At 35.0% G+C, this 25,407-nt stretch carries 15 protein-coding genes; all 15 read left to right on the top strand.

Annotated features, from left to right (window positions below):
- The coding region (locus K6T82_RS18775; RefSeq protein ID WP_223709183.1) for a T9SS type B sorting domain-containing protein at nt 1-4,397 on the top strand (4,397 nt) is incomplete at its 5' end.
- 49 nt (nt 4,398-4,446) lie between these two features.
- Nucleotides 4,447-5,352 (top strand): PorP/SprF family type IX secretion system membrane protein, encoded by a 906-nt coding sequence (locus K6T82_RS18780; protein ID WP_223709185.1) that lies wholly within the window; start codon nt 4,447-4,449, stop codon nt 5,350-5,352.
- 12 nt (nt 5,353-5,364) lie between these two features.
- On the top strand, nt 5,365-7,407 hold the full coding sequence (locus K6T82_RS18785; protein WP_223709188.1) for an OmpA family protein: 2,043 nt from the start codon (nt 5,365-5,367) through the stop codon (nt 7,405-7,407).
- Between the two features lie 266 nt (nt 7,408-7,673).
- Nucleotides 7,674-8,099: a CBS domain-containing protein gene (locus K6T82_RS18790; protein ID WP_223709190.1), complete on the top strand. Its 426-nt coding sequence runs from the start codon at nt 7,674-7,676 to the stop codon at nt 8,097-8,099.
- A 155-nt stretch (nt 8,100-8,254) separates the two neighbouring features.
- Nucleotides 8,255-10,546 (top strand): NADP-dependent malic enzyme, encoded by a 2,292-nt coding sequence (locus tag K6T82_RS18795; RefSeq protein ID WP_223709193.1) that lies wholly within the window; start codon nt 8,255-8,257, stop codon nt 10,544-10,546.
- Between the two features lie 78 nt (nt 10,547-10,624).
- Nucleotides 10,625-11,206, top strand: a complete 582-nt coding sequence (gene ruvA, locus K6T82_RS18800) for a Holliday junction branch migration protein RuvA (protein WP_223709196.1) — start codon at nt 10,625-10,627, stop codon at nt 11,204-11,206.
- Between the two features lie 24 nt (nt 11,207-11,230).
- Nucleotides 11,231-18,478 (top strand): T9SS outer membrane translocon Sov/SprA, encoded by a 7,248-nt coding sequence (sov, locus tag K6T82_RS18805; RefSeq protein WP_223709211.1) that lies wholly within the window; start codon nt 11,231-11,233, stop codon nt 18,476-18,478.
- An 85-nt stretch (nt 18,479-18,563) separates the two neighbouring features.
- Nucleotides 18,564-18,944 (top strand): glycine cleavage system protein GcvH, encoded by a 381-nt coding sequence (gcvH, locus tag K6T82_RS18810; RefSeq protein ID WP_223709225.1) that lies wholly within the window; start codon nt 18,564-18,566, stop codon nt 18,942-18,944.
- Entirely contained in the window at nt 18,937-19,320 is a 384-nt protein-coding gene (locus K6T82_RS18815) for a VanZ family protein (protein ID WP_223709228.1), read from the top strand. The genes gcvH and K6T82_RS18815 overlap by 8 nt, the downstream gene beginning before the upstream one ends.
- Nucleotides 19,321-19,434: 114 nt before the next feature.
- Nucleotides 19,435-20,178: a deoxyribose-phosphate aldolase gene (gene deoC, locus K6T82_RS18820; protein ID WP_223709230.1), complete on the top strand. Its 744-nt coding sequence runs from the start codon at nt 19,435-19,437 to the stop codon at nt 20,176-20,178.
- Between the two features lie 17 nt (nt 20,179-20,195).
- Nucleotides 20,196-22,319, top strand: coding sequence for an energy transducer TonB (locus K6T82_RS18825; protein WP_223709239.1), 2,124 nt, complete (start codon nt 20,196-20,198; stop codon nt 22,317-22,319).
- Between the two features lie 158 nt (nt 22,320-22,477).
- Complete coding sequence (cyoE, locus tag K6T82_RS18830) at nt 22,478-23,380, top strand: heme o synthase (RefSeq protein WP_223709249.1); 903 nt, start codon at nt 22,478-22,480, stop codon at nt 23,378-23,380.
- A gap of 2 nt (nt 23,381-23,382) precedes the next feature.
- Entirely contained in the window at nt 23,383-23,970 is a 588-nt protein-coding gene (locus K6T82_RS18835) for a cytochrome c oxidase subunit 3 (RefSeq protein ID WP_223709251.1), read from the top strand.
- Nucleotides 23,971-24,012: 42 nt separating this feature from the next.
- On the top strand, nt 24,013-24,999 hold the full coding sequence (locus tag K6T82_RS18840) for a cytochrome c oxidase subunit 3 (protein WP_223709253.1): 987 nt from the start codon (nt 24,013-24,015) through the stop codon (nt 24,997-24,999).
- An 18-nt stretch (nt 25,000-25,017) separates the two neighbouring features.
- Nucleotides 25,018-25,368 (top strand): cytochrome C oxidase subunit IV family protein, encoded by a 351-nt coding sequence (locus K6T82_RS18845; RefSeq protein WP_223709254.1) that lies wholly within the window; start codon nt 25,018-25,020, stop codon nt 25,366-25,368.
- Nucleotides 25,369-25,407: the final 39 nt, after the last annotated feature.

Consider the following 25,407-nt stretch of genomic DNA (forward strand, 5'->3'; position numbering starts at 1 on the left):
CACCGGCAGGCAGCTACGACATCGAATACAAGATCTGTGAGATCACCAACCCATTGAACTGCGACAGTGCCATCTCGACACTTACGGTTGCCCCAGCGGTAATCGATGCTGTTGCCGATGCACTTGGGACTATCAACGGAAATACAGGAGGCACGACCACGTTGTCGCTGATCAACAGTGATACATTGAACGCAGTGCAGGCTGTAATCGGAAGCAATCCTGGTCAGGTTAAGATCGAGGGAGTGAACCTTCCGACAGGCATCAGCATCGCCAACGACGGAAAAGTGGTTGTTGCGCCGAATACACCGGCAGGCAGCTACGACATCGAATACAAGATCTGTGAGATCACCAACCCATTGAACTGCGACAGTGCCATCTCGACACTTACGGTTGCCCCAGCGGTAATCGATGCTGTTGCCGATGCACTTGGAACAATCAACGGAAATACAGGAGGCACAACTACAATATCGCTTATTACTAATGACACCTTGAATGGTAATCCAATAGTTATTGGAACAGCACCAGGTGAAGTAAGTTTTACAATTGTTGGAACGCTTCCGGCAGGATTAACATTAAATGCAGATTATACTATTACTGTTGCGCCAAATACGCCGGCAGCAAATTATAATGTGGAATATAGAATTTGTGAGAATACAAATCCGACAAACTGTGATTCAGTAGCTATTCTGGTTCCTGTAACAGTTGGAGATTTAGTTGCAAATCCTGATGCGGTAGCGTCAGTTATAGGATCAAATACGCCTCAGACATTAGTAAATGTTTTAGATAACGATACTAAAAACGGAGCTAAATTAGACCCATCAGATGTTACATTGTCAGTTTCAACACCTGATCCAAAAGGGTATTTGACATTAAATCCAGACGGAACAGTAACATTAGGGGCTAATCCTCCAGCAGGAGATTACGAATTGACCTATACGATCTGTGAGAAATTAAATGCAGGAAACTGTAAATCAAACACAGTTACCGTAACAGTTGATTTACCGGTTATTGATGCAGTTGTTGATTCTATAACTCCAATCAACGGAAGTACTGGAGGGACAACAGTTTCATTAACAGATAACGATAAATTAAACGGGAATCCGGTTGTTCTTGGAACTAATCCTGGTGAAGTTACCCTTAATATAGTTGGAACGCTTCCGGCAGGATTAACCTTAAATGTAGACGGAACAATTACTGTTGCGCCAAATACGCCAGCAGCAAATTATAATGTGGAGTATAGAATTTGTGAGAATACAAATCCTACAAACTGTGATTCAGTTATTACAGTCGTTACAGTTACAAGTGGAAATTTAATTGCAAATCTAGACTCGTTCTCATCCGTAATAGGGTCGACTACATCTAAGACATTAGGAAATATTTTTACAAATGATACCAAAAATGGAAACCCATTGGTACCATCTGACGTAAATATGACGGTGACGGTTTCTGATCCGAAAGGATACTTGACGATAAACCCTGACGGAACGGTTGTTCTGGGAGCAAATCCACCGGCTGGAATCTATGAGTTGACGTATGAAATCTGCGAGAAGCTGAATCCAAACAACTGCAGTTCGAATACGGTTCGTGTGGTAATCGACATGCCGGTAATTGATGCGGTTGGAGAAACGCTTGTTCCTTCAATCAACGGAAGTGTTGGCGGAACAACGACAGATTCAGTAATCGCTGGAGATACCTTGAACGGAGTTCAGGTGGTAATCGGAACGAACCCAGGTCAGGTTAAACTGACGGGAGTAAACGTACCTTCAGGATTGACACTGAATGCAGACGGAACGATAACAGTTGTGCCTAACACGCCATCAGGAATCTATGATGTTGAATACAGCATCTGCGAGATCACCAATCCATCGAACTGTGATACTGCGATTACGAAAGTTGCGGTAAACAACGGAACATTGGTTGCAAATCTGGACTCATTCCCATCCGTAACAGGATCGAATGCATCTCAGACATTAGGAAACATTTTTACAAATGACACCAAAAACGGAAACCAATTAGTACCATCAGACGTAAATATGACAGTGACGGTTTCTGATCCGAAAGGATACTTGACTATAAACCCTGACGGAACGGTTGTTCTTGGAGCAAATCCGCCTGCAGGAATCTATGAGTTGACGTACGAGATCTGCGAGAAGCTGAATCCAAACAACTGCAGTTCGAATACGGTTCGTGTGGTAATCGACATGCCAGTAATTGACGCGGTTGGAGAAACACTTGTTCCTTCAATCAACGGAAGTGTTGGCGGAACGACGACAGATTCGGTAATCGCTGGAGATACCTTGAACGGAGTTCAGGTGGTAATCGGAACGAACCCAGGTCAGGTTAAACTGACGGGAGTAAACGTACCTTCAGGATTGACACTGAATGCGGACGGAACGATAACAGTTGCGCCTAACACGCCATCAGGAATCTATGATGTTGAATACAGCATCTGCGAGATCACCAATCCATCGAACTGTGATACTGCGATTACGAAAGTTGCGGTAAACAACGGAACATTGGTTGCAAATCTGGACTCATTCCCATCCGTAACAGGATCGAATGCATCTCAGACATTAGGAAACATTTTTACAAATGATACCAAAAACGGAAACCCGTTGGTGCCATCAGACGTAAATATGACGGTGACGGTTTCTGATCCGAAAGGATACTTGACGATAAACCCTGACGGAACGGTTGTTCTGGGAGCAAATCCACCGGCTGGAGTTTATGAGTTGACATACGAGATCTGCGAGAAGCTGAATCCAAACAACTGCAGTTCGAATACGGTTCGCGTGACAATCGACATGCCTGTAATTGACGCGGTTGGAGAAACGCTTGTTCCTTCAATCAACGGAAGTGTTGGCGGAACAACGACAGATTCAGTAATCGCTGGAGATACCTTGAACGGAGTTCAGGTGGTAATCGGAACGAACCCTGGACAGGTTAAACTGACGGGAGTAAACGTACCTTCAGGATTGACACTGAATGCGGACGGAACGATAACAGTTGCGCCTAACACGCCATCAGGAATCTACGATGTTGAATACAGCATCTGCGAGATCACCAATCCATCGAACTGTGATACGGCGATTACAAAAGTTGCGGTAAACAACGGAACATTGGTTGCAAATACGGACACATTCCCATCCGTAACAGGATCGAATACGTCTCAGACATTAGGAAATATTTTCACAAATGACACCAAAAATGGAAACCCGTTGGTACCATCAGACGTAAATATGACGGTAACGGTTTCTGATCCGAAAGGATACTTGACTATAAACCCTGACGGAACAGTTGTTCTGGGAGCAAATCCGCCTGCAGGAATCTATGAGTTGACTTACGAAATCTGCGAGAAGCTGAATCCAAACAACTGTAGTTCGAATACGGTTAAAGTGGTAGTGAATGGAAATCCAACTGCACCTTTAAATCAATTGATAACAAAAGACGATTTAAATGTGACTGCGGATGGTCTTAATGGAATGCTTGAATTTGTGAATGTTTTAGATAATGACCTTCTAAACGGATTGCCAATAAATCCTGCAGATGTTGTAATCTCGAATACACCACAAAGTCCATATTTCGAATTTAATTCGAACGGTACAGTAAATGTTAAACCAAATACTCCTGGAGGAGATTATACTTTGGTGTATCAAGTATGTTTAAAAGCAGATCCAAATATTTGTAGTTCTTCAACATTACAAGTTTTTGTTGAATCACCAAGTATCGCAATTGTGAAAAAAGCAGTATTCAATGATGAAAATAATAATGGAGTTGCAAATGCAGGAGAAACAATCACATATAGTTTTACAGTAACCAATACAGGAAACGTTCCTTTAAGAAATATTGTAATAAGCGATCCGCTACCTGGAGTTGTAGTTTCTGGACAAGCAATTGATTTAGATGTTAATCAATCTGACAACACGAACTTTAGTGCGATTTACAAAATTACACAGAGTGATATCAATAAAGGTAGTGTGACAAATCAAGCCTCTGTTAAAGGAAGCACTGCAAAAGGAGTAATGGTTGAGGATATGTCTGATGATTCAGATGTTAGTGGAGATAAACCAACAATTATTAATTTAAATGGTTGTGAAATAAAAGTCTTCAATGCTTTCTCTCCAAATGGAGATAAGAAAAATGAAAGATTCTATATTCAAGGTTTAGAATGTTACCCTGATAATACAGTAGAAATTTACAACCGTTGGGGAGTGTTAGTTTTTGATGTGAATGGGTACAATAATGAAGATAGAGCGTTTAGAGGTTATTCTGAAGGACGTTCGACGATGAAGCAATCGGAAGGATTACCTGTTGGAACTTATTTCTATATTCTTAAGTATAAAGACAGTGATTCTAATGTTCATGAAAAATCAGGTTATTTATACATCAACAAATAAAAATTACAAACGGCTTAGATAGGCTAGGCCGTTTTTAAAAATTCTTATAATGAAAAAATTAGGTTTAATTTTCATGTTTTTTACAATTGTGTGTTCAGCGCAGCAAGATGCTCAATACACGCAATACATGTATAATACCATTGCGATAAACCCTGCTTATGCTGGTTCAAGAGGTGTTATGAGTGTTTTTGGTTTGTATCGTACACAATGGATTGGTCTTGATGGTGCACCTAGAACGAGTACTTTTTCTGTAAACACTCCATTGGACAATTCTAAATTAGGATTAGGAGCAACATTGGTAAATGATAAAATTGGACCAACAAATGAAAATACATTATCGGTAGATTTATCGTATAGTATTGAAACTGGAGCTTTCTCCAGCCTTTCGTTTGGTCTTAAAGGAACAGCAAATCTTTTTAATGTTGATATAAATAAACTGAGTTACGAAGATCAAAATGATGAACAATTTCAGGATTTTAGAAATAAATTTGCACCAAATGTTGGAGCAGGGGTCTATTGGCATTCTGATAAAGCTTACCTTGGATTATCTATTCCAAATTTCATTGAAACGAAAAGATACGATGATAATGATGTAGCAATTTTCAAAGACAAAATCAATTATTATTTTATGGCAGGTTATGTTTTTGATGTCAATTATTACCTAAAATTTAAACCGGCATTATTGACTAAAATGGTCGAAGGAGCACCGCTTCAGGTCGATCTTTCAGGTAACTTTATTATCAACGAAAAATTTACTGCAGGTCTTGCCTATCGTTGGAGTGCTTCAGTAAGTGCAATGGCAGGTTTTCAGGTTTCAGAACGTTTATATATAGGTTACGGATATGATCATGAAACAACAAGATTAAGAAGGTTCAATTCAGGTTCGCACGAGATTTTCCTTCGTTTTGAGTTTTTCAATAATTATAATAAAATGATATCTCCAAGATTCTTCTAAATAAATGCCAATATGAAAATCAATAAACTAGGTTTTACTATTTTAGTATTGTGCTTCTTTTTCAATTTAAATGCACAGACAAAAAAGGTAAGCAAAGACGAAAAAGTTAAAAAGAAATACGTACAACTGATAAAGAAAGCTGATAAAAAATACGACGATTATGCCTATGTTGATGCTATAAAAGCATATAAGCGAATAGTAAAAAAGGGAAGTTATGATGAAAAGGTAGTTCAGCGACTTGCTAATTCGTATTATTTTACAGCCGATTTAAGAAATGCCGAAAAGTGGTACGAAACGTTATTCAAAATCAATAAAGAACAATTACCAGAGTATTTGTATCGATATGCACAATCTCTCAAGTCTGTTGGACATTATGAAAAAGCAGATGAAATTTTGCAAATTTTCAATCAAAAGGCAGCTTCAGAAAACAGAGCAACTTTAGTAAGAAATGAGAAAAATTATCTAGCAGAAATTAAATCCAATTCTGGACGTTTTGAAATTGGAGATGCCGGAGTTAATTCTGATTTTTCAGATTATGGCGGAACGGTCTATGACAACAAAATTATTTTTACTTCTGCAAGAGATACTGGAGGAGTAGCTAAAACAAGTTTTAAATGGACCAATAAATCATTCTCTAAATTTTATACAGCAGATTTATTGCCTGACGGAAGCGTAGGAAAGGTAAAAACTTTTCATAAAAAAGGACACGGAAAATACAATGAATCGTCTCCGATCTTCACAAAAGACGGCCGAACAATGTACTTTACCAGAAACAATTTTACAGATGGAAAAAGAGGTGAGAACAGTAAAAACGTAACACTTTTAAAATTATATAAAGCGGAATTGGTTAATGGTGAATGGAAAAATGTAAAAGAACTTCCTTTTAACAGTAATCAATATAGTACAGCACATCCTGCTTTAAGCCCGGATGAGAAAACATTATATTTTGCATCAGATATGCCGGGTACTTTAGGTCAATCTGATATTTATAAAGTAACGATAAATCCAGATGGAAGTTTTGGAACACCTCAAAATTTAGGACCTGTTATTAATACCGAAGGAAGAGAAACATTTCCATTTATTTCAGGAGATAACGAATTGTATTATTCTACAGACGGACGTCCTGGTTTAGGAGGATTGGACGTTTATGTTGCCAAAATAAATGAAGACGGAACTTTGGATGATGTTCAAAATGTTGGACAACCTGTAAATGGTAAACAAGACGATTTTGCTTTCACAATCGACAGCAAAAACAGAAACGGATTTTTCTCTTCAAACCGTGAAAATGCACATGGACTTGATAATATTTACCGTTTTACAGAAACAAAAAAACTGGTTTGCGAACAGGAACTTGCGGGAATTGTAACAGATGCTGAATCTAACGAAATTGTAGCAAATGCTTCTCTTATTTTGTTTGATGAAAATTTCAATACGTTACAAACCATTGTTTCAGACGAAAAAGGAAACTATACTTTTTCTAAAGTCAAATGTGGAAAAACATACGCAATCAGAATTACCAAAGAAGGTTTTAATCGAAAAGATGTTTCGATTACTTTAAAGAAAGAAAATGGTAAAACAGAACTGCCAATTGCATTGCAAAAAAATATTAAACCGATTGAAACAAAACAAATCGCAGTTAATAAAGTAATGGTTAAACCAATAAAAATTGCAAATATTAATATTGGGTCAGATTTGGTGAAATTGCTTCATATTCCGATGAACTTTTTTGATCTTGGAAAATCAACAATCAAAAAATCATCAGAACCACAGTTATTAAAAGTTGTTGGAGCTTTAAATCAGTATCCAAAATTAACTTTGGATATTCGTTCGCATACAGACAGCCGTTCGTCTTCAGAAAGCAATCAGATTTTATCAGACAAAAGAGCTCAGTCTACAAGAGATTGGTTAATAAGCAAAGGAGTTGATCCAAACAGGTTAACAGCCAAAGGTTATGGAGAAACCCAATTAACCAACAAATGCGCTGATGGTGTAAAATGTACAGAACAACAACATCAGCAAAATAGACGAAGCGAATTTATTGTTGTAACCATGTAAATTAGAATTTTTTTTTAAATACAAAACCTCTTTTCTAAATTTTAGAAAAGGGGTTTTGGTTTTTTATAATAATAGGATAAAAGTTAAAAATTCTAATTTTATTCAAAAAACAATTCCAAACGATTTCATTCTTTACACTATAATTTTTAAAATATAGGTTTTGGTTTATTATGTTTAAAATGAATTAGTTATGTTTTAAAAAAACGTTTTCGCTGTAGATTGTGTTTGTTTTTATTATAACTTTATAAATCTAAAAAATTTTCATTATGACTGTAGATCAAATACTTAAAGCAAAAGGAAGAAATGTTTATTCTATTTTCTCTAATTTAACGGTTTATGATGCGTTAAAAGTAATGGGAGAAAAGAATATTGGAGCAATTTTAATTATTGATGACAATGTTTTAAAAGGGATATTATCCGAAAGAGACTATGCTCGTAAAATTGTTCTGAAGGATAAATCTTCTAAAGAAACTCTTGTTCATGAGATTATGGAAAGTAATGTTTTTACAGTGACCCTTTCAGATAATCTAGAAGACTGTATGCAGCTTATGAGTGAAAAAAGAATAAGACACCTGCCAGTTGTAGAAGGAGAAACAGTGGTTGGAATAATTTCAATTAGTGATGTAGTGAAGGCAATTATAGAAACTCAAAAAGATACGATACAGCATCTGAATTCCTATATTTCTCAATAAACAGCTCATAAAAACGATAAAAATTTAAAACAAGTCCAATTTCTGTTGGACTTTTTTTATTTCTGAAAATGGATTTTCAGAAAAGAAAATGCTAAAAAGATGCCTTTTTAAAACTAGACTTATATCTTTGTAAGCTAGAATAAAAGCTAAAAATAATGAACAAAGAGAGTAAAAGAAGAGAAGCGTTACTGTACCACGCAGAACCAACTCCAGGAAAAATTCAGGTAGTTCCAACAAAAAAATATGCAACCCAAAGAGATTTGTCATTGGCTTATTCACCAGGAGTTGCAGAGCCATGTTTAGAAATTGCAGCAAACAAAGAAGACGTTTATAAATATACAGCAAAAGGAAATTTAGTAGCCGTAATTTCAAACGGTACAGCGGTTTTAGGACTTGGAGATATTGGTCCAGAAGCAGGAAAACCTGTAATGGAAGGAAAAGGTTTATTATTTAAAATTTTCTCCGATATTGATGTTTTCGATATCGAAGTTGATACTAAAAATGTTGAAGAATTTATACAAACTGTAAAAAATATCGCTCCGACTTTTGGAGGAATCAACCTTGAAGATATTAAAGCACCAGAATCTTTCGAAATTGAAAGAAGACTGATTGAAGAATTAGATATTCCGGTTATGCACGACGACCAGCACGGAACTGCAATTATCTCTTCGGCTGCTTTAATCAATGCCCTTGAATTGGCAGAAAAAAATGCAGAAGATGTAAAAGTTGTTGTTTCAGGAGCAGGATCTGCAGCAATTGCTTGTACAGATTTATATGTTTCTTTGGGAGTAAAAGTAGAGAACATTTTAATGTTCAACAGTAAAGGACTTTTAACAAAAGACAATCCGTCGCTATCAGATTTGCAATTAAAATATGCTATTGACGGTGCTAAAATTTCGCTGGAAGAAGCAGTAAAAAATGCAGATGTTTTCATCGGTTTATCATCTGGAAATATTTTGTCTCCAGAAATGTTATTGACAATGTCTAAAAATCCGATCGTGTTTGCAATGGCAAATCCGAATCCGGAAATCGATTATAATTTGGCTGTAGAAACGAGAAAAGACGTTATTATGGCGACAGGACGTTCAGATTTTCCTAACCAGGTAAATAACGTTTTAGGTTTCCCTTATATTTTTAGAGGAGCTTTAGACGTAAGAGCGACTAAAATTAACGAAGAAATGAAAATGGCCGCTGTAAAAGCATTGGCTATTTTAGCAAAAGAACCAGTTCCTGAGCAGGTAAATGTAGCTTATGGAGCAACAAAATTAGGTTTTGGACAAGAATATATTATTCCTAAACCATTTGATCCAAGATTGATCACCGTAGTAGCGCCAGCTGTAGCAAAAGCTGCAATGGAATCTGGAGTGGCTAAAAATCCTATTACGGATTGGGCAGCTTATGAGGACGTACTTCGAGAAAGAATGGGGAACGATAATAAGATGGTACGTTTAATTACAAACCGTGCAAAATTAAATCCGAAGAAAATTGTTTTTGCTGAAGCAGATCAGTTAAATGTCTTAAAAGCAGCACAAATAGTTTATGAAGACGGAATTGGATTCCCAATTTTGTTAGGAAATAAAGAGCAAATATTAGAATTAAAAGCAGAATTAGGTTTTGATGCCGATCTTGAAATTATTGATCCAAAAATGGATGAAGAAACAGAAAGACGTAATCGATTTGCAAAATCTTTCTGGGAAACCAGAGGAAGAAGAGGCGTTTCTAAATTAGATGCAGAAAAATTCATGCGTGAAAGAAATTATTTCGCAGCCATGATGGTAAATGAAGGTGAAGCAGATGGTCTTGTTACAGGATATTCAAGAAGTTACCCTTCTACTGTAAAACCAATGTTGCAATTGATCGAAAAAGCACCAAATGCTTCTTTGGTAGCGACTGCCAACATGATGTTGACTTCTCGTGGTCCAATGTTTTTATCAGATACAGCAATAAATATTGATCCATCTGCACAAGATTTGATTAATATTGCCATAATGACGGCTAAAACAGCAAAAATGTTTGGAATTGAGCCAGTTATTGCAATGGTTTCATTTTCAAACTTTGGTTCTTCAAACAGTCAAACAGCGTCAAAAGTAAGAGAAGCAGTTGCTTATCTTCATAAAAATCATCCTGAAATGATTGTTGATGGAGAAATTCAGGCAGATTTTGCTTTAAATCAAGAAATGCTTGAAGAGAAATTTCCTTTCTCTAAATTAGCAGGGAAAAAAGTAAATACATTGATTTTCCCTAACTTAGAATCGTCCAATATCACGTATAAAATGTTAAAAGAATTATACAAAGTGAATTCAATTGGACCAATTATGATGGGAATGGGTAAACCAGTTCACATTTTCCAATTAGGCGCAAGCGTAGAAGAAATGGTAAACATGGCTGCCATTGCAGTTATTGATGCTCAGGAAAAAGAAAGCAAAAAGAATAAAGTAGCACAATAAACGTTCTAACAAGGATTGGCCAAATTTGTCGTAGTTTTATGGCATTTTTGTTATATTTGATACTAAGAAATTACATTTATGATAGCACATTTGCAAGGCAAATTAGTAGAAAAGAATCCTACAGAAGTTGTAATTGATTGTGGAGGTGTTGGTTATCAGGTAAATATATCCCTGCATACTTACTCTTTAATTCCAAATTCTGAAAATATAAAATTGTATACGCATCTTCAAATTAAAGAAGATGCGCATACTTTATATGGTTTTGCCGAAAAATCGGAACGAGAAATTTTTAGAATGCTGCTTTCAGTTTCAGGAATTGGAGCAGGAATCGCCAGAACAATGCTTTCGTCGATAGAACCAAAGCAAATCATTAATGCCATTGCGTCGGGAGATGTTGGCTTAATACAGTCTATCAAAGGGATAGGGAACAAAACAGCACAAAGAGTTATACTTGATCTAAAAGATAAAGTTGTTAAATTATATGATTTGGACGAAGTTTTTGCTGTTCAAAACAATAGAAATCGAGATGAAGCGTTATCTGCTCTAGAAGTGTTAGGTTTTGTCCGAAAAGCTTCTGAAAAAGTAGTGGAAAAAATCGTAAAAGAAGATCCAGAAGCTACTGTGGAAACAATCATCAAAAAGGCTTTAAAAAGCTTATAAATTCATTTTATATAAAAGAATTCTATGCGTAAAATTTGTATTTTGTTGCTGGTTTTGCTTTGCGGTACTGTTTTACGTGCGCAGGTTAACCCGCCAACTCAAGATACAACTAAAACTCAGTTTTCAGTTGGTAAAATTGAGCTTGAAGATCCTCCAAGTGTATTGTCGGCTTATAAGTATGACCCCATTACGGACCGTTATATTTATACCAATTCGGTTGATGGTTTTTCGATCAACTATCCTTTAATTTTAACGCCAAGAGAATACGAAGATTTAGTTCTAAAAGAATCTCGAAGAAATTACTTTAGAAAGAAATCTGATGCCATTGATGGAAAAAAAGCTGGAGCAGAAGCTGCTAAAAAAGATTTACTGCCAAGATATTATATCAATTCTAGTTTATTTGAAAGCATTTTTGGAAGTAATACCATAGATGTAAAACCCACAGGATCAGTAGAAATGGATTTAGGTTTGCGTTATACCAAACAAGACAATCCTTCTTTCTCACCAAGAAACAGATCCAGTCTTACTTTTGATTTTGATCAAAGAATCAGTATGAGTTTAATGGGAAAAATTGGAACACGTTTAGAAGTAAACGCCAATTACGACACCCAATCAACATTTGCTTTTCAGAACTTATTTAAATTGGCTTATACGCCTTCTGAAGATGATATCGTCCAAAAAGTAGAAGTGGGTAATGTCAGCATGCCTTTAAATAGTACCTTAATTCGTGGTGCTCAAAGTTTGTTTGGTGTAAAAACACAACTTCAATTTGGTAAAACAACAATTACCGGAGTTTTCTCAGAACAGAAATCTCAAACCAAAAGTATAGTCGCAGAAGGTGGAGGGACAGTGCAAAACTTTGATTTGTTTGCATTAGATTACGATAATGATCGACATTTCTTCTTGTCCCAGTACTTCAGAAATAAATATGATGCATCTTTAAGAAATTATCCATTAATTGACAGCCGTGTTCAGGTAACAAGAATAGAGGTATGGGTAACCAATAAACAAAATAGAGTTGCTACAAACAATAATAATTTAAGAAATGTTATAGCACTTCAGGATTTAGGAGAAGGCCAGGTTTCAGGTGTTCCTGATAATGAAGTGGTTGTAATTACCAATCCGGTAGGATTCTTTAATAATCCCGTAGATTCTCCAACAGACAACGATAACAATAAATACGACCCTAAAACAATTGGGCAGGCAGGCAGTTATTTAAATTCTAATATTAGAGAAATTGTAACCGCAAAATCTGGATTTAACAATACAAATGTAGTTGAGGGAACAGATTATTCTATTTTAGAAAATGCTAGAAAATTAACAACTAATGAATATACTTTTAATCCACAACTAGGTTATATCTCGTTGCAGCAACGTCTTGCCAATGACGAAATTTTAGCTGTAGCTTTTGAATATACCGTTGGAGGAAAAGTGTATCAGGTTGGAGAATTTGGAAGTGATGGTGTAGACGCTACTGTGGTTACAGGAAATAATAACGCAAATCAGGCTATTGTTACACAAAGTTTGGTTTTGAAAATGCTGAAAAGTAGTTTGACAAACGTTAATAATCCGGTTTGGAATTTGATGATGAAAAACGTGTATCAAATTCCTCAGGCTTATCAAATCAAACAAGAAGATTTTAGGCTTAACATTCTTTACACAGATCCATCACCTATAAATTATATCACGCCAGCAACAGGAAGCACTTTTCCGCCAAATCCTGCTCCGAATGATAAAGTTGAAAATACTCCTTTATTAAATGTGTTCAATCTGGACCGTTTAAATTATAATAATGATCCACAAACTGGTGGAGACGGTTTTTTTGATTATGTTCCCGGAATAACGGTTGATGTGCAAAATGCAAGAATTATTTTTACAACAAAAGAGCCTTTTGGAGAGCTTTTGTTTAGAAAATTGAATACTGGAGCTGGAGAAAATTATAACGATCCTGCGACCTACAATGCGAATCAGCGAAAATATGTATTTAGAAATATGTACCGAAGCACGCAGGCAGGAGCTTTACAGGACAGTGATAAAAACAAATTTTTATTAAGAGGAAAATACAAATCATCAGGAAGTAATGGTATTCCAATTGGTGCATTCAATGTGCCTCAGGGATCTGTTGTGGTAACTGCGGCGGGTAGAGTTTTGGTTGAAGGTATTGACTATAGTGTCGATTATCAATTAGGTAGAGTACAAATCTTAGATCCTTCACTTCAGGCTTCAAATACCCCAATTGAAGTTTCGTTAGAAAACAACTCTATTTTTGGACAACAAACCAGAAGGTTCATGGGGTTAAATGTAGAGCATAAAATTTCAGAGAAATTTGTTGTTGGAGGTACTTTCTTAAAAATGACCGAGCGTCCTTTTACTCAAAAATCAAGTTACGGGCAAGAATCTGTCAATAATACTATTTTTGGTTTTAATGGTAATTATGCGACAGAAGTTCCGTTTTTGACAAGGTTGGCCAATAAATTACCAAATATTGACACAGATGTTCCTTCTAATCTTTCGATTCGAGGAGAAGTTGCATTTTTGAAACCTGATGCTCCAAAAGCTAGTGATTTTGAAGGGGAAGCAACTATTTATATAGACGATTTTGAAGGGACCCAAACGACTATCGATATGAGATCTGCTTTTGCATGGAGTCTGGCTTCAACACCATTCATCAACTCAGCAAATGACAATACTTTTAATGCTAGTTCCAATACGTTAGAATATGGTTATAAACGTGCCAAATTAGCTTGGTATACGATTGATCCAATTTTTTATACGTCTAAACCATCTGGAATTTCAAATGATGATTTGTCTTTAAATACAACCAGAAGAATTTACAGCAGGGAACTTTATCCAAATACAGATATTGCGCAAGGGCAGATCCAGGTTATTAATACGTTAGATTTATCTTACTATCCATCAGACAGAGGGCCTTATAATAACAATCCGAATTTTTCTTCAACGAATCCTTCTACCAATTTCGGGGGAATCATGCGTGCTTTAAATTCAACCAATTTCGAACAAGGAAACGTAGAATATATTCAGTTTTGGGTGCTAGATCCATATGTTGGAAACGGAGAATCTCCGACAAGCAATACGGGTAAAATCTATTTCAATTTAGGGGAAGTTTCAGAAGATGTTTTAAAAGACGGAAGAAAACAATATGAAAATGGTTTAGGTCCAGATCAGGTTATGGTAAATCCACAACCACTTTGGGGAGATGTACCTGCGTCGCAATCTTTAATTTATGCTTTTGATACGAATCCTGATAATCGTAGAAATCAAGATGTTGGTTTAGATGGTTTACCAGATGCAAAAGAAGGAACTATTTATACTAATTACGCAACGGAAGAAGATCCTGCGGCAGATAACTATAAATATTATTTGAATACTGACGGTGGGGTTTTAGACCGTTACAAAAGATATAACGGAACTGAAAATAACTCAGCTGTTAGTGTTGATGATCCAAATCGTGGTTCAACAACACTTCCTGATGTAGAAGATATCAACCGTGATAATACCATGAGTACGATCAATGCGTATTATGAATACAGTATTGATGTAAGACCAGGAATGCAGGTTGGAGAAAATTATATTACAGATATTAGAGAAGTAAGCAATGTAGAGCTTCCAAACGGAGGTACGACAAATGCAAGATGGATTCAGTTTAAAATCCCGGTTTCTCAGCCACAAAATACAATTGGAAACATTACCGATTTTAGATCAATTCGTTTTATGAGAATGTTCATGACGGGATTTAATGATCAAATGACTGTTCGTTTTGGAGCGTTAGATTTAGTAAGAGGAGAATGGAGAAGATATACAGGAACATTGGATGCAAATGATCCTACTCCTGATGATGACGGAACTGAATTTGATGTTGCAGCTGTTAATATTCAGGAAAATGGAACAAAATGTCCAGTAAATTATGTTATTCCGCCAGGAGTTCAGAGAGAACAATTGTATAATAACAATACGATTATTAATCAAAATGAACAATCTTTAGCATTAAGAGTTGCCGGTACAGGATTACAGTATCAGGACTCAAGAGCCGTTTTCAAAAATGTGAGTGTTGATATGCGCCAATATAAAAAACTGAAAATGTTTTTGCACGCAGAATCATTACCAAATGAACAAGTATTAGAAGATGATGAAATGATTGGGTTTTTACGTTTTGGTAATGACTTTACACAAAACTTCTATCAGATCGAGATTCCACTAAAAGTAACAAAAACTGCTGGTGGAGCATGTTCTATTAGTCCTGATCAGGTTTGGATGGACCAGAATAATATCGATGTTGCTTTGTCTCTATTGACAGCAATGAAAATAAAAGCGATGTCTATAGATCCTAATTCACCAAAAAGGGACATTAATGGAATTTATTATCCTGATGATGATCCCGATTTGAGTTCAAACGGAGGTGACGGTGACAGTAAATTAAAATTAGGTATAAAAGGAAATCCGAATTTTGGTTTAGTTCGAAATTTAATGGTCGGAGTAAAAAGTGTTGCAGATCATAAAGACATTAAAGGAGAGGTTTGGTTTAACGAACTTCGTATGTCTGATATGGAAAACAAAGGAGGTATGGCTGCATTATTGAATGTTGATACCAATATGGCTGATTTTGCGACTTTGTCAGCTTCCGGAAAAAAGAGTACAATTGGTTTTGGTTCTCTTGAACAAGGAGCAAATGAAAGAGATCGAGAAGATATTCAGCAATATAACATTGTAACCAATATGAATTTAGGAAAATTGCTTCCTAAAAAATGGGGAATTAATCTTCCATTTAATTATGCAATTGGAGAGGAAGTTATTACACCAGAATATGATCCGTTTAATCAAGATATTAAACTAAGTCAATTGTTGGCAGAAACTACCAACGAGGCAGAAAAAGAAAATATTAGAACTCGTGCAGTAGATTATACAAAACGTAGAAGTATCAACTTTATCGGAGTAAGAAAAGACAGAGCGGCAGAACAAAAACCACATGTTTATGATGTTGAGAATTTTACATTTTCTCAATCTTATAATCAAGTAGAAAGACATGATTATGAAGTTGAAAATTACAACGACGAACAATCAAGTACTGCCGTTAACTACGCCTATACATTTCAGCCGAAAGAAGTGGTGCCGTTCAAAAAGAACCAATTCATGAAAAAAAGTGATTATTGGAAAATGTTAAGTGATCTTAATTTTAATTATCTTCCTTCAAATATCTCTTTTAACAGTAATATTTTAAGACAAAGTAATCGTCAGCAATATAGACAAGTTGAATCTGTAGAAGGTATCGGACTTGATCCGCTTTATAGAAGAAATTTTGCCTTTAATTATCAATATGGTTTTGGATTTAATTTGACAAAATCATTGAAATTAAATTATACTGCGGCATCAAATAACATCGTAAGAAACTTTTTGAATGACGATAATACGCCAAAAGAAGACTTTAATATTTGGGATGATTATTTTGATATCGGGACGCCAAACCAACATTTGCAACAATTGATTGTAAATTATGAAATTCCGATTAATAAAATTCCGATTTTTAGTTTCATAAAAGCGAATTATTCCTATACTGCAGATTACAACTGGCAGCGTCCATCTACAGCATTATCACAATATGAGGAGGATGGTGTAACATGGAATTTGGGTAATACAATTCAAAATGCCAATTCGAATACTTTTGCTGCAACTTTAAATATGAATTTGCTCTATAAATATTTAGGGTTGACACCAGGATCTAAACCAGCAAAAGCAAAACCTGTTGCACCTCCTAAACCAGGAGAAAAAATTGTTAATACAGCTAAACCAACAGTAAGTAGTAATCCTTTTTATGATGGAATGATTGGAGTTTTGACTAGTATTAAAAATGTCCAAATTAATTATACTAAAAACAGTGGAACGGTTTTACCAGGATATATTCCCGGAGTTGGTTTCTTCGGAACATCAAAACCTTCGTTAGGATTCGTTTTTGGTAGTCAGGATGATGTTCGCTATGAAGCAGCTAAAAACGGTTGGTTGACCGATTATCAAAATTTTAATCAAAATTTTACTCAGGTAAGCAATAAACTTTTGAAAGTAACAGCAAATCTTGATGTCCTTCCAGACTTAAAAGTAGATTTGTCTATGGATCGTTCTTATTCTGAAAATTCTTCAGAACAATATACAGTTCGAGATTCTATCGGTCAATTGTTTTATAAACCATTGTCACCATACACCTATGGAATGTTTTCTATATCGACAGTTTTAATTAAAACAGCTTTTTCGACAAGTAATGAAACACAATCTGCTGCTTTTGATGAATTTAGAAGCAACCGTTTAGTAATCGCTAATCGTTTGGCAGAAGAACATTATGGCGCCGGGGTTCCGATTCCGAGATACGATGCTTCTGCGCTTCCGGCCGAAGATCCGACTGCACCGGTAGAAGATATTTCAAATCCGAATAATACAGAAAGGAAATTAATTCAGTCCAATGATGGGTATCCGATAGGTTACAGTAAAAGTAATCAAGCTGTATTGCTTCCTTCATTCTTGGCAGCATACACGGGAAGTAATGCTTCTAACTCTTCAACGAGTATTTTTAGAAATTTCCCGATTCCGAACTGGTCGATAAAGTATAATGGATTGATGCGCTATAAGTATTTTAAAGATCATTTTAGACGTTTCTCATTGCAGCACAATTATAGGGCTTCTTACACTGTCAGTCAGTTTAGGTCGAATTTTGATTATCTTGAAAATCCAAACGGACAGGACGTGAATTCAAATTTCTTCAATAAAACAATTATGTCGAATGTAAACTTGGTAGAACAATTTAGTCCACTTATTCGAGTTGATTTTGAATTGAAAAGTTCACTTCGATTATTAACTGAAATTAAGAAAGACCGTGCTTTATCAATGAGTTTTGATAATAATTTATTGACAGAGGTAAAAGGAGTAGAATATGTTGTTGGGTTAGGATATCGTTTTAAAGATGTAATTATATCTTCGAGACTGGCAGATAATCCAACCGGAATTATAAAAAGTGATATTAACCTAAAAGCAGATTTTTCATTTAGAAATAATGAAACGTTAGTTCGCTATTTGGATTACGACAACAACCAACTGGCGGCAGGACAGAATATTTGGACCTTAAAGCTTACGGCTGATTACGCTTTCAGTAAAAACTTAACGGCTATATTCTATTATGATCATTCGTTCTCGAAAGCGGTTATTTCGACTTCATTTCCTTTAACGAATATCAGATCGGGCTTTACACTTCGTTATAATTTCGGAAATTAATTTTGGGTTTCTAAACTAGATTTCATTAGAAGATTATTACATTTGTGGCTTAAATTTTAAATTATCAATTTTCAAACATACTATTATGAGCATACCAGCAAATTTAAAGTACACAAAAGATCACGAATGGGTTAGCATCGAAGGAGATGTTGCGACTGTAGGAATTACTCATTTTGCACAAAAAGAGTTAGGAGATATCGTGTATGTTGAGGTAGAAACTTTAGATCAGACACTTTCAAAAGATGAAGTTTTTGGAACTGTTGAAGCTGTAAAAACAGTTTCAGATTTATTCTTACCATTAACAGGTGAAATCATTGCTTTTAATGAAGATTTAGAAAGTGCTCCTGAAACAGTAAATTCAGATCCTTACGGAGCTGGTTGGATGATTAAAATTAAAATTGCTGATGCATCAGAAATTGAGTCTTTATTATCTGACGAAGCTTATAAAGAATTAATCGGTGCCTAAACAACTTCTGCTAATTTGGGCAATTATTTGCTCTGGAATTATTGCCTATTTGTGTTTAACAGATTCTGGTAATTTACCAGCAGTTAATTTTCCGAGTTTAGATAAAATTGTTCATTTTTGTTTTCATTTTGGATTCACAATTTCTTGGATTTTGTTTTTCAAAAAGGAATTAAAAGGAAAAGAATCAGAAGATTTTAAAGCTTATTTAATAGCATTTATTTTTTCTGTTTTTTTTGGAATTACAATCGAAATTCTACAAGGAGCTCTTACTGCAACGAGAGCTGCAGATGTTACAGATATTTTGGCTAATGCCCTTGGTGCGGTTATTGCTGTTTTTTCGGCAATCGCTTTTAAAAGGCAAATCGATAAAATATAATTAAAAGACCCACTTCGGTGGGTTTTTTTCTACAAAAAAATCAAGTTTTTAAAAAGCTGTATTTTTTCAATATAAAATGTACTTTTGTGCTGGTTTTCTGCAACTTCTATCGTTATGGATATAAAGCAATATTTAGATTCTACGTATTTAAAAACTGCCTCTCAAGCTGGTGTTTCAGAAGAGGACAATATTGTAATGGTTAGAAATACCATTAATGAAGCAATAGAGGAAGAATTTAAATTAGTTATGATTCGTCCAGAATATGTTTCGATGGCGAAGGAGATGATTGTAAAAGCCAATTCACTTTTATTAGTGGGCACCGTAATCGATTTTCCAGAAGGGAAGTCAAACCTGGAAGCTAAAATAAAAGAAGCAAATGAAGCAATTGCAAATGGAGCTGACGATTTAGATTTTGTTTGTAATTATGAAGCTTTTAAAAATGGGGAAATAGATTTAGTAAAACAAGAAATCTTAATCGGGACCCAGATTGGTTTAGCTCATAATAAAACAGTAAAGTGGATTATTGAAGTCGCAGCTTTAACAGACAAAGAAATCATACAATTGTCTGCTTTGATAAAGAATGTAGTGATATCTCATTTTGATGAAGAAGATTTTGCTTCTGTATTTGTAAAGTCATCAACTGGATTTTATAAAACAGAAAACGGACTTCCGAATGGAGCGACAATTCGAACTACAATTATTATGCTTGAAAATGCATCTCCACTACCAGTTAAGGCGGCGGGTGGTGTGCGTTCGTTTGAAGAAGCAGTAGAAATGATTGATCTAGGAGTGCAAAGGATTGGTACTTCAGCGGCAAAAATAATTTCAAACGGACAAATTTCCCCAAATCAATATTAAATAAATACCTGTTTTTAGTGAATAAGCTTTTTCTATCCCTTGTTTTAATTTTTTCTTTTTTTACTGTTTCTGCACAGCAAAATGGCAGTACCTCAATCCAACCGGGATTTACTGCTGAAATGTTTCCTGTATTTCCAAATTGTGAAAATTTAGACGGTAAAAAATTAGAGAATTGTTTCTATAAAGAAGTTCAGGATTTTGTGTTTAACAATTTTCAAATTCCCGAAAACCTGAAACAGAACAATTATAAAGGAGAAGTAAAAGTACTTTTTGAAGTTGATGAAACAGGAGTATTTAAAATAATTTATGTTTCGGCAGCAAATGATGAATTGTCTACTGAAGCAAAACGCGTTTTTGGAAAATTCCCAAAAATAAAACCGTCTACTTATAACGGAAAAGCAACTTATTCAAAATATACAATTTCTATTGATATTCCTCTGAAAAGCTCGGAACAACTTGCGGCTGAAGCTTTGGCGGCAGCAGAAATCTTGAAACCAATCGAGAAGCCAATGACAGAGCTGGATAGTATTGTGTACAAAAAATACAATAATCCAGAATTCGAAAGTAATTTAAATATTCCATTTTCTCATAGTTATTACGCTCAGTTTGACGGTGCTATGAATCAGGTTGGAAGCAACAATCATACAGCGTCTAAACCGTACACCTATGCTGAGGTTTCGAAGTATTATAATTTGAAAGCAGTAAATCAATCCTTGCAGAAAAATGTTTCAAGCTGGTTAGGAAGAAAATGGTGGAACGAGAATATGGTTCAGATTCAGGGAGAAGGATATTGGTTTTCTCTTAATCCTATTGTTGATTTGCAATTGGGTAAAGCTTCAGATATTGATGCTTCTTACACTTACGTGAATACTAGAGCACTTAATTTTAGAGGAGGTTTAGGAAAGCAAATTAATTTTACAACTACATTTTTTGAGAGCCAGGGAAGATTTGCGGGCTATTTTAACGATTATGCAGAGTCAATTAAACCTTCTGGAGGAAATCCTGCGATAATTCCGGGAGTGGGTATCGCAAAAGAATTTAAAACTGATGGTTACGATTTTCCTTTAGCAGAAGCAAATATTACGTATACGCCAAGTAAAATTTTTGATTTACAATTGGGTTACGGACGAAATTTTATTGGTGATGGTTATCGTTCTCTATTAGAGAGTGATGGAGCAAGTCCGTATCCGTATTTTAAAATTAATACCAAATTTTGGAAAATAAAGTATACCAATACGTATATGTGGTTAAAAGATGTCCGTCCAGAAGTGACAGTAGATAGAACGTATGCAACAAAATTTATGGCAAATCACTACCTAAGTTGGAATGTTTCGAATAGAGTGAATTTCGGTTTCTTCGAATCTGTGGTTTGGACAGATACTAACAATAGAGGTTTTGATGTCAATTTCGTAAATCCAATTATTTTTTACCGTGCGGTTGAATTTGGTTCTTCTTCTAAAAGTGGTAATGCCCTCTTAGGGATTACAGGAAAATACAAATGGAATAACAGTATTAATTTGTATTCGCAATTTTTGATCGATGAATTTTCGGTTTCAGATGTTGGAGCAGGAAATCAAAGCTGGAAAAATAAATTCGGATTTCAGCTTGGAGCAAAATATTTCAATGCATTTAATGTAAAAGATTTATTGGTTCAGGTCGAATTCAATCGAGTACGTCCTTACGTATACTCGCATAGTGCAGTTATTACGAATTACGGACACAACAATCAAAGTGTCGGACACCAATGGGGAGGTAACTTCAAAGAACTTATTTTAATTGGTCGTTATCACAAAGGACGTTTGTTTGGTGATGCCAAAATAACAATGGGTACAAGAGGTTTGGATTTTGATACTGCAGAAGATTCATATAATTACGGAGGTAATATTTATAAAAGTTATGATGAAAACCGTCCGTATGATACTGGTGTGAAAATCGGGCAAGGAAACAAAACAAGTGTTTTTATTGCTGATGTTCAGGCGGGATATTTGATAAATCCGATGACGAATTTAAAGTTATTTGGAAGTCTTATTTATAGAAATTTTGATCCAACTCAAAACACAGCAACAACTTTCAAGCAAAGTACGACATGGTTTAGTATCGGTTTACGTTCTGATATTTTTAACTGGTATTTTGATTACTAGGATTTTTAATAAGATTTTTCGAAATAATAGTGTTAAAGAATGCTGAGATCTTAGTTTGTAAAGGTTTTATTGAAAAAAATCTAATTTTATAGGCTTAAATTCTACAATCTAATTTGTACATTTGCACCACTAAAAAAAATACACAAATAATAACGGTATTGAACGCTGCAAAAAATACATTATCACTCAAATCAATATTTCTAGATTTTAAAGAGATTACTAAAGCCGGCTTGGCTATTAGTGTTTTGTTTTCTTCTATAGCTGGATATTTATTAGGTGTTGATTCTGAACATCCGTTTAGTTGGGGTGTTTTGGCAGTTTTAGCTGTTGGAGGATATTGTATGGTTGGAGCCTCAAATGCTTTTAATCAGGTAATAGAGAAGGATATTGATTCTTTGATGGATCGTACCAAAAATCGTCCGGTTCCTTCAGGGCGTATGTCTCCAAAAGTCGCTCTATTAGTAGCAAGTCTGCTTACGATTGTAGGAGTTGCACTTCTTTATACAATAAATGCGAAGTCGGCAATGTTTGCTGCAATTTCAATATTTTTATACACAAGTGTCTACACACCTCTTAAAACAGTTACTTCATTGTCTGTTTTTGTTGGAGCATTTCCTGGAGCGATTCCGTTTATGTTAGGATGGGTTGCGGCAACAGGAGAATTTGGTATTGAAGCAGGTACATTGTTTTTGATTCAGTTTTTTTGGCAATTTCCTCATTTTTGGGCTATCGGATGGTTTTTATATGAAGATTATGAAAAGGCAGGGATCTTTATGTTGCCAACCGGTAAAAAGGATAAAGGAACTGCGTTGCAGATAATCTTATATACAATTTGGTTGATAATTGCGTCGTTATTACCAGTATTAGGTTTTACAGGACAATTGTTTATTTCGCCGATTGCAGCTGTTTTAGTGTTTCTGTTAGGGCTTTGGATGCTTTTTTATGCAGTCAAATTGTATCAACTGAGAACAGCAAAAGCAGCAAGAACATTAATGTTGGTTAGTGTTTCTTATATTTCGCTTTTACAAATTGTATTTATTGTAGATAAATTTTTAAGATAGTTATGGAAATGACATTAAAGACAAATGGAGAACAAGAACAAAAATCAAAATCAGCAAAACTGATTCTGCTTTTTGCAATGGTTAGTATGACCATGATGTTCGCAGGGTTAACAAGTGCTTTTGTGGTAAGTAAATCAAGAGCAGACTGGTTGAAGGATTTTCAAATTCCGATTGCATTTTTTTACAGCACTGCAGTTATTATAGCATGTAGTGTAGCATTTTATCTTGCAAAAAAAGCAATACAAAAAAATAATAGAAGCGCAACTTCGGCGTATCTTTTAGCAACGTTGGTTTTAGGAATTCTGTTTGTTGCTTTACAAATAACAGGTTTCGGTCAAATCATCGAAAGCGGTTATTATCCAACAGGACAAGGTAGCTCTATTACTACAACTTTTCTTTATGTTATTGCTTTAATGCACTTATTGCACGTTGCAGGAGGCTTAATTTCACTTTTAATTATAATTTATAATCATTTTAAACAAAAATACAATAACACTCAAACTCTTGGTATAGAACTAGGTGCGATGTATTGGCACTTTTTGGACTTATTATGGGTATTATTATTTTTATTTTTATATTTCTTTAAATAAGAAAAAAACGTAAATTTGGGAACTTTTTAACGAATATCTTTTATGGGAGCGACAGTTACTACTGCAAACAACGACGAAAAAACTTGGGGAGGCGGTCATGAGATCCAGCCATTAGGATCAAGTTATGGTAAAATGATGATGTGGTTTTTTATCGTATCAGATGCCTTAACATTCTCTGGATTTCTAGGAGCGTATGGTTTTTCTAGATTTAAATTTATTGAAACTTGGCCTTTGGCTGATGAAGTGTTTACTCACTTTCCATTTATGCATGGTGTTGCGGCTCCAATGTATTATGTAGCATTAATGACTTTTATTTTGATCTTTTCATCTGTAACAATGGTTTTGGCTGTTGATGCAGGTCACCAATTGAAAAAGACAAAAGTTGCAATTTATATGTTCTTAACTATTATTGGAGGTATAATTTTCGTTGGTTCTCAAGCTTGGGAATGGAAAAACTTCATTAAAGGGGAATACGGAGCAGTTGAAACTGTTGGAGGAAGTTTACTTCAATTCGTTGACAAAGACGGAAAAAGAGTTGCTTTAGCAGATTTTGCTGTTAAATTGCCAGAACAAAGAGAAGCTTTAACAAGAAGCCACTCAACTTGGTTTATGGAAGATGCACAATCTTTACCATCATTTACAGTTGCTGAGGTTCAAGCTGGATTTAAAGCTCATCCAGAAATTTTAATCAGAACAGAAAAACTTACAGATAAAAAGAAAAAGACTGTTTTGTCAAGAGAAGAATCTGAAACTCGTTTAGCTAGCGCTAAATATGTAGTAGAGGGAGCTAACTTGATCAGAAACGAATACGGTAATAAATTATTTGCTGATTTCTTTTTCTTTATTACTGGTTTCCACGGATTCCACGTATTGTCTGGTGTTATTATTAATATCATCATTTTCTTTAATGTATTATTAGGTACTTACGAGAAAAGAAGAAGCTACGAAATGGTAGAGAAAGTTGGTTTATACTGGCACTTCGTAGATTTAGTTTGGGTATTTGTATTTACAGTTTTCTACCTAGTTTAATTTTAGAATTTAATTATTATGTCACACGAGCACGTATCAAATACAAAAAGAATCTGGTTTGTTTTTGGATTACTTTCAGTAGTAACTACAGTAGAAGTTATTTTAGGTATCTACAAACCTGCATCATTAGAATTTACTCATTTTTTCGGTTTGAATTTGTTAAATTGGATTTTCTATATCCTTACAATTTTCAAAGCATATTATATTGTATGGGCATTTATGCACATGGAAGGTGAAAAAAGCGGACTAAGATGGTCTGTTGTATCATCAGTTGTCTTCCTTGTTTTATATTTATTGTTCATTCTGTTAACAGAAGGACATTATATTTATGGGGTTTTTAAAGATTCTACTATTAAATGGAATTTTTAACATGATATTAATTCGAAAAGAGTCCCGATAACATCGGGA

The organism is Flavobacterium potami (assembly GCF_020026915.1).
In the GTDB taxonomy this organism is placed as follows: domain Bacteria; phylum Bacteroidota; class Bacteroidia; order Flavobacteriales; family Flavobacteriaceae; genus Flavobacterium; species Flavobacterium potami.

Coding starts and splice junctions, on each gene's coding strand:
- sov (WP_223709211.1), top strand. CDS start 11,231: ATGCGTAAAATTTGTATTTTGTTGCTGGTTTTGCTTTGCGGTACTGTT.
- K6T82_RS18795 (WP_223709193.1), top strand. CDS start 8,255: ATGAACAAAGAGAGTAAAAGAAGAGAAGCGTTACTGTACCACGCAGAA.
- K6T82_RS18790 (WP_223709190.1), top strand. CDS start 7,674: ATGACTGTAGATCAAATACTTAAAGCAAAAGGAAGAAATGTTTATTCT.
- K6T82_RS18845 (WP_223709254.1), top strand. CDS start 25,018: ATGTCACACGAGCACGTATCAAATACAAAAAGAATCTGGTTTGTTTTT.
- deoC (WP_223709230.1), top strand. CDS start 19,435: ATGGATATAAAGCAATATTTAGATTCTACGTATTTAAAAACTGCCTCT.
- K6T82_RS18840 (WP_223709253.1), top strand. CDS start 24,013: ATGGGAGCGACAGTTACTACTGCAAACAACGACGAAAAAACTTGGGGA.
- K6T82_RS18835 (WP_223709251.1), top strand. CDS start 23,383: ATGGAAATGACATTAAAGACAAATGGAGAACAAGAACAAAAATCAAAA.
- ruvA (WP_223709196.1), top strand. CDS start 10,625: ATGATAGCACATTTGCAAGGCAAATTAGTAGAAAAGAATCCTACAGAA.
- K6T82_RS18785 (WP_223709188.1), top strand. CDS start 5,365: ATGAAAATCAATAAACTAGGTTTTACTATTTTAGTATTGTGCTTCTTT.
- K6T82_RS18780 (WP_223709185.1), top strand. CDS start 4,447: ATGAAAAAATTAGGTTTAATTTTCATGTTTTTTACAATTGTGTGTTCA.
- gcvH (WP_223709225.1), top strand. CDS start 18,564: ATGAGCATACCAGCAAATTTAAAGTACACAAAAGATCACGAATGGGTT.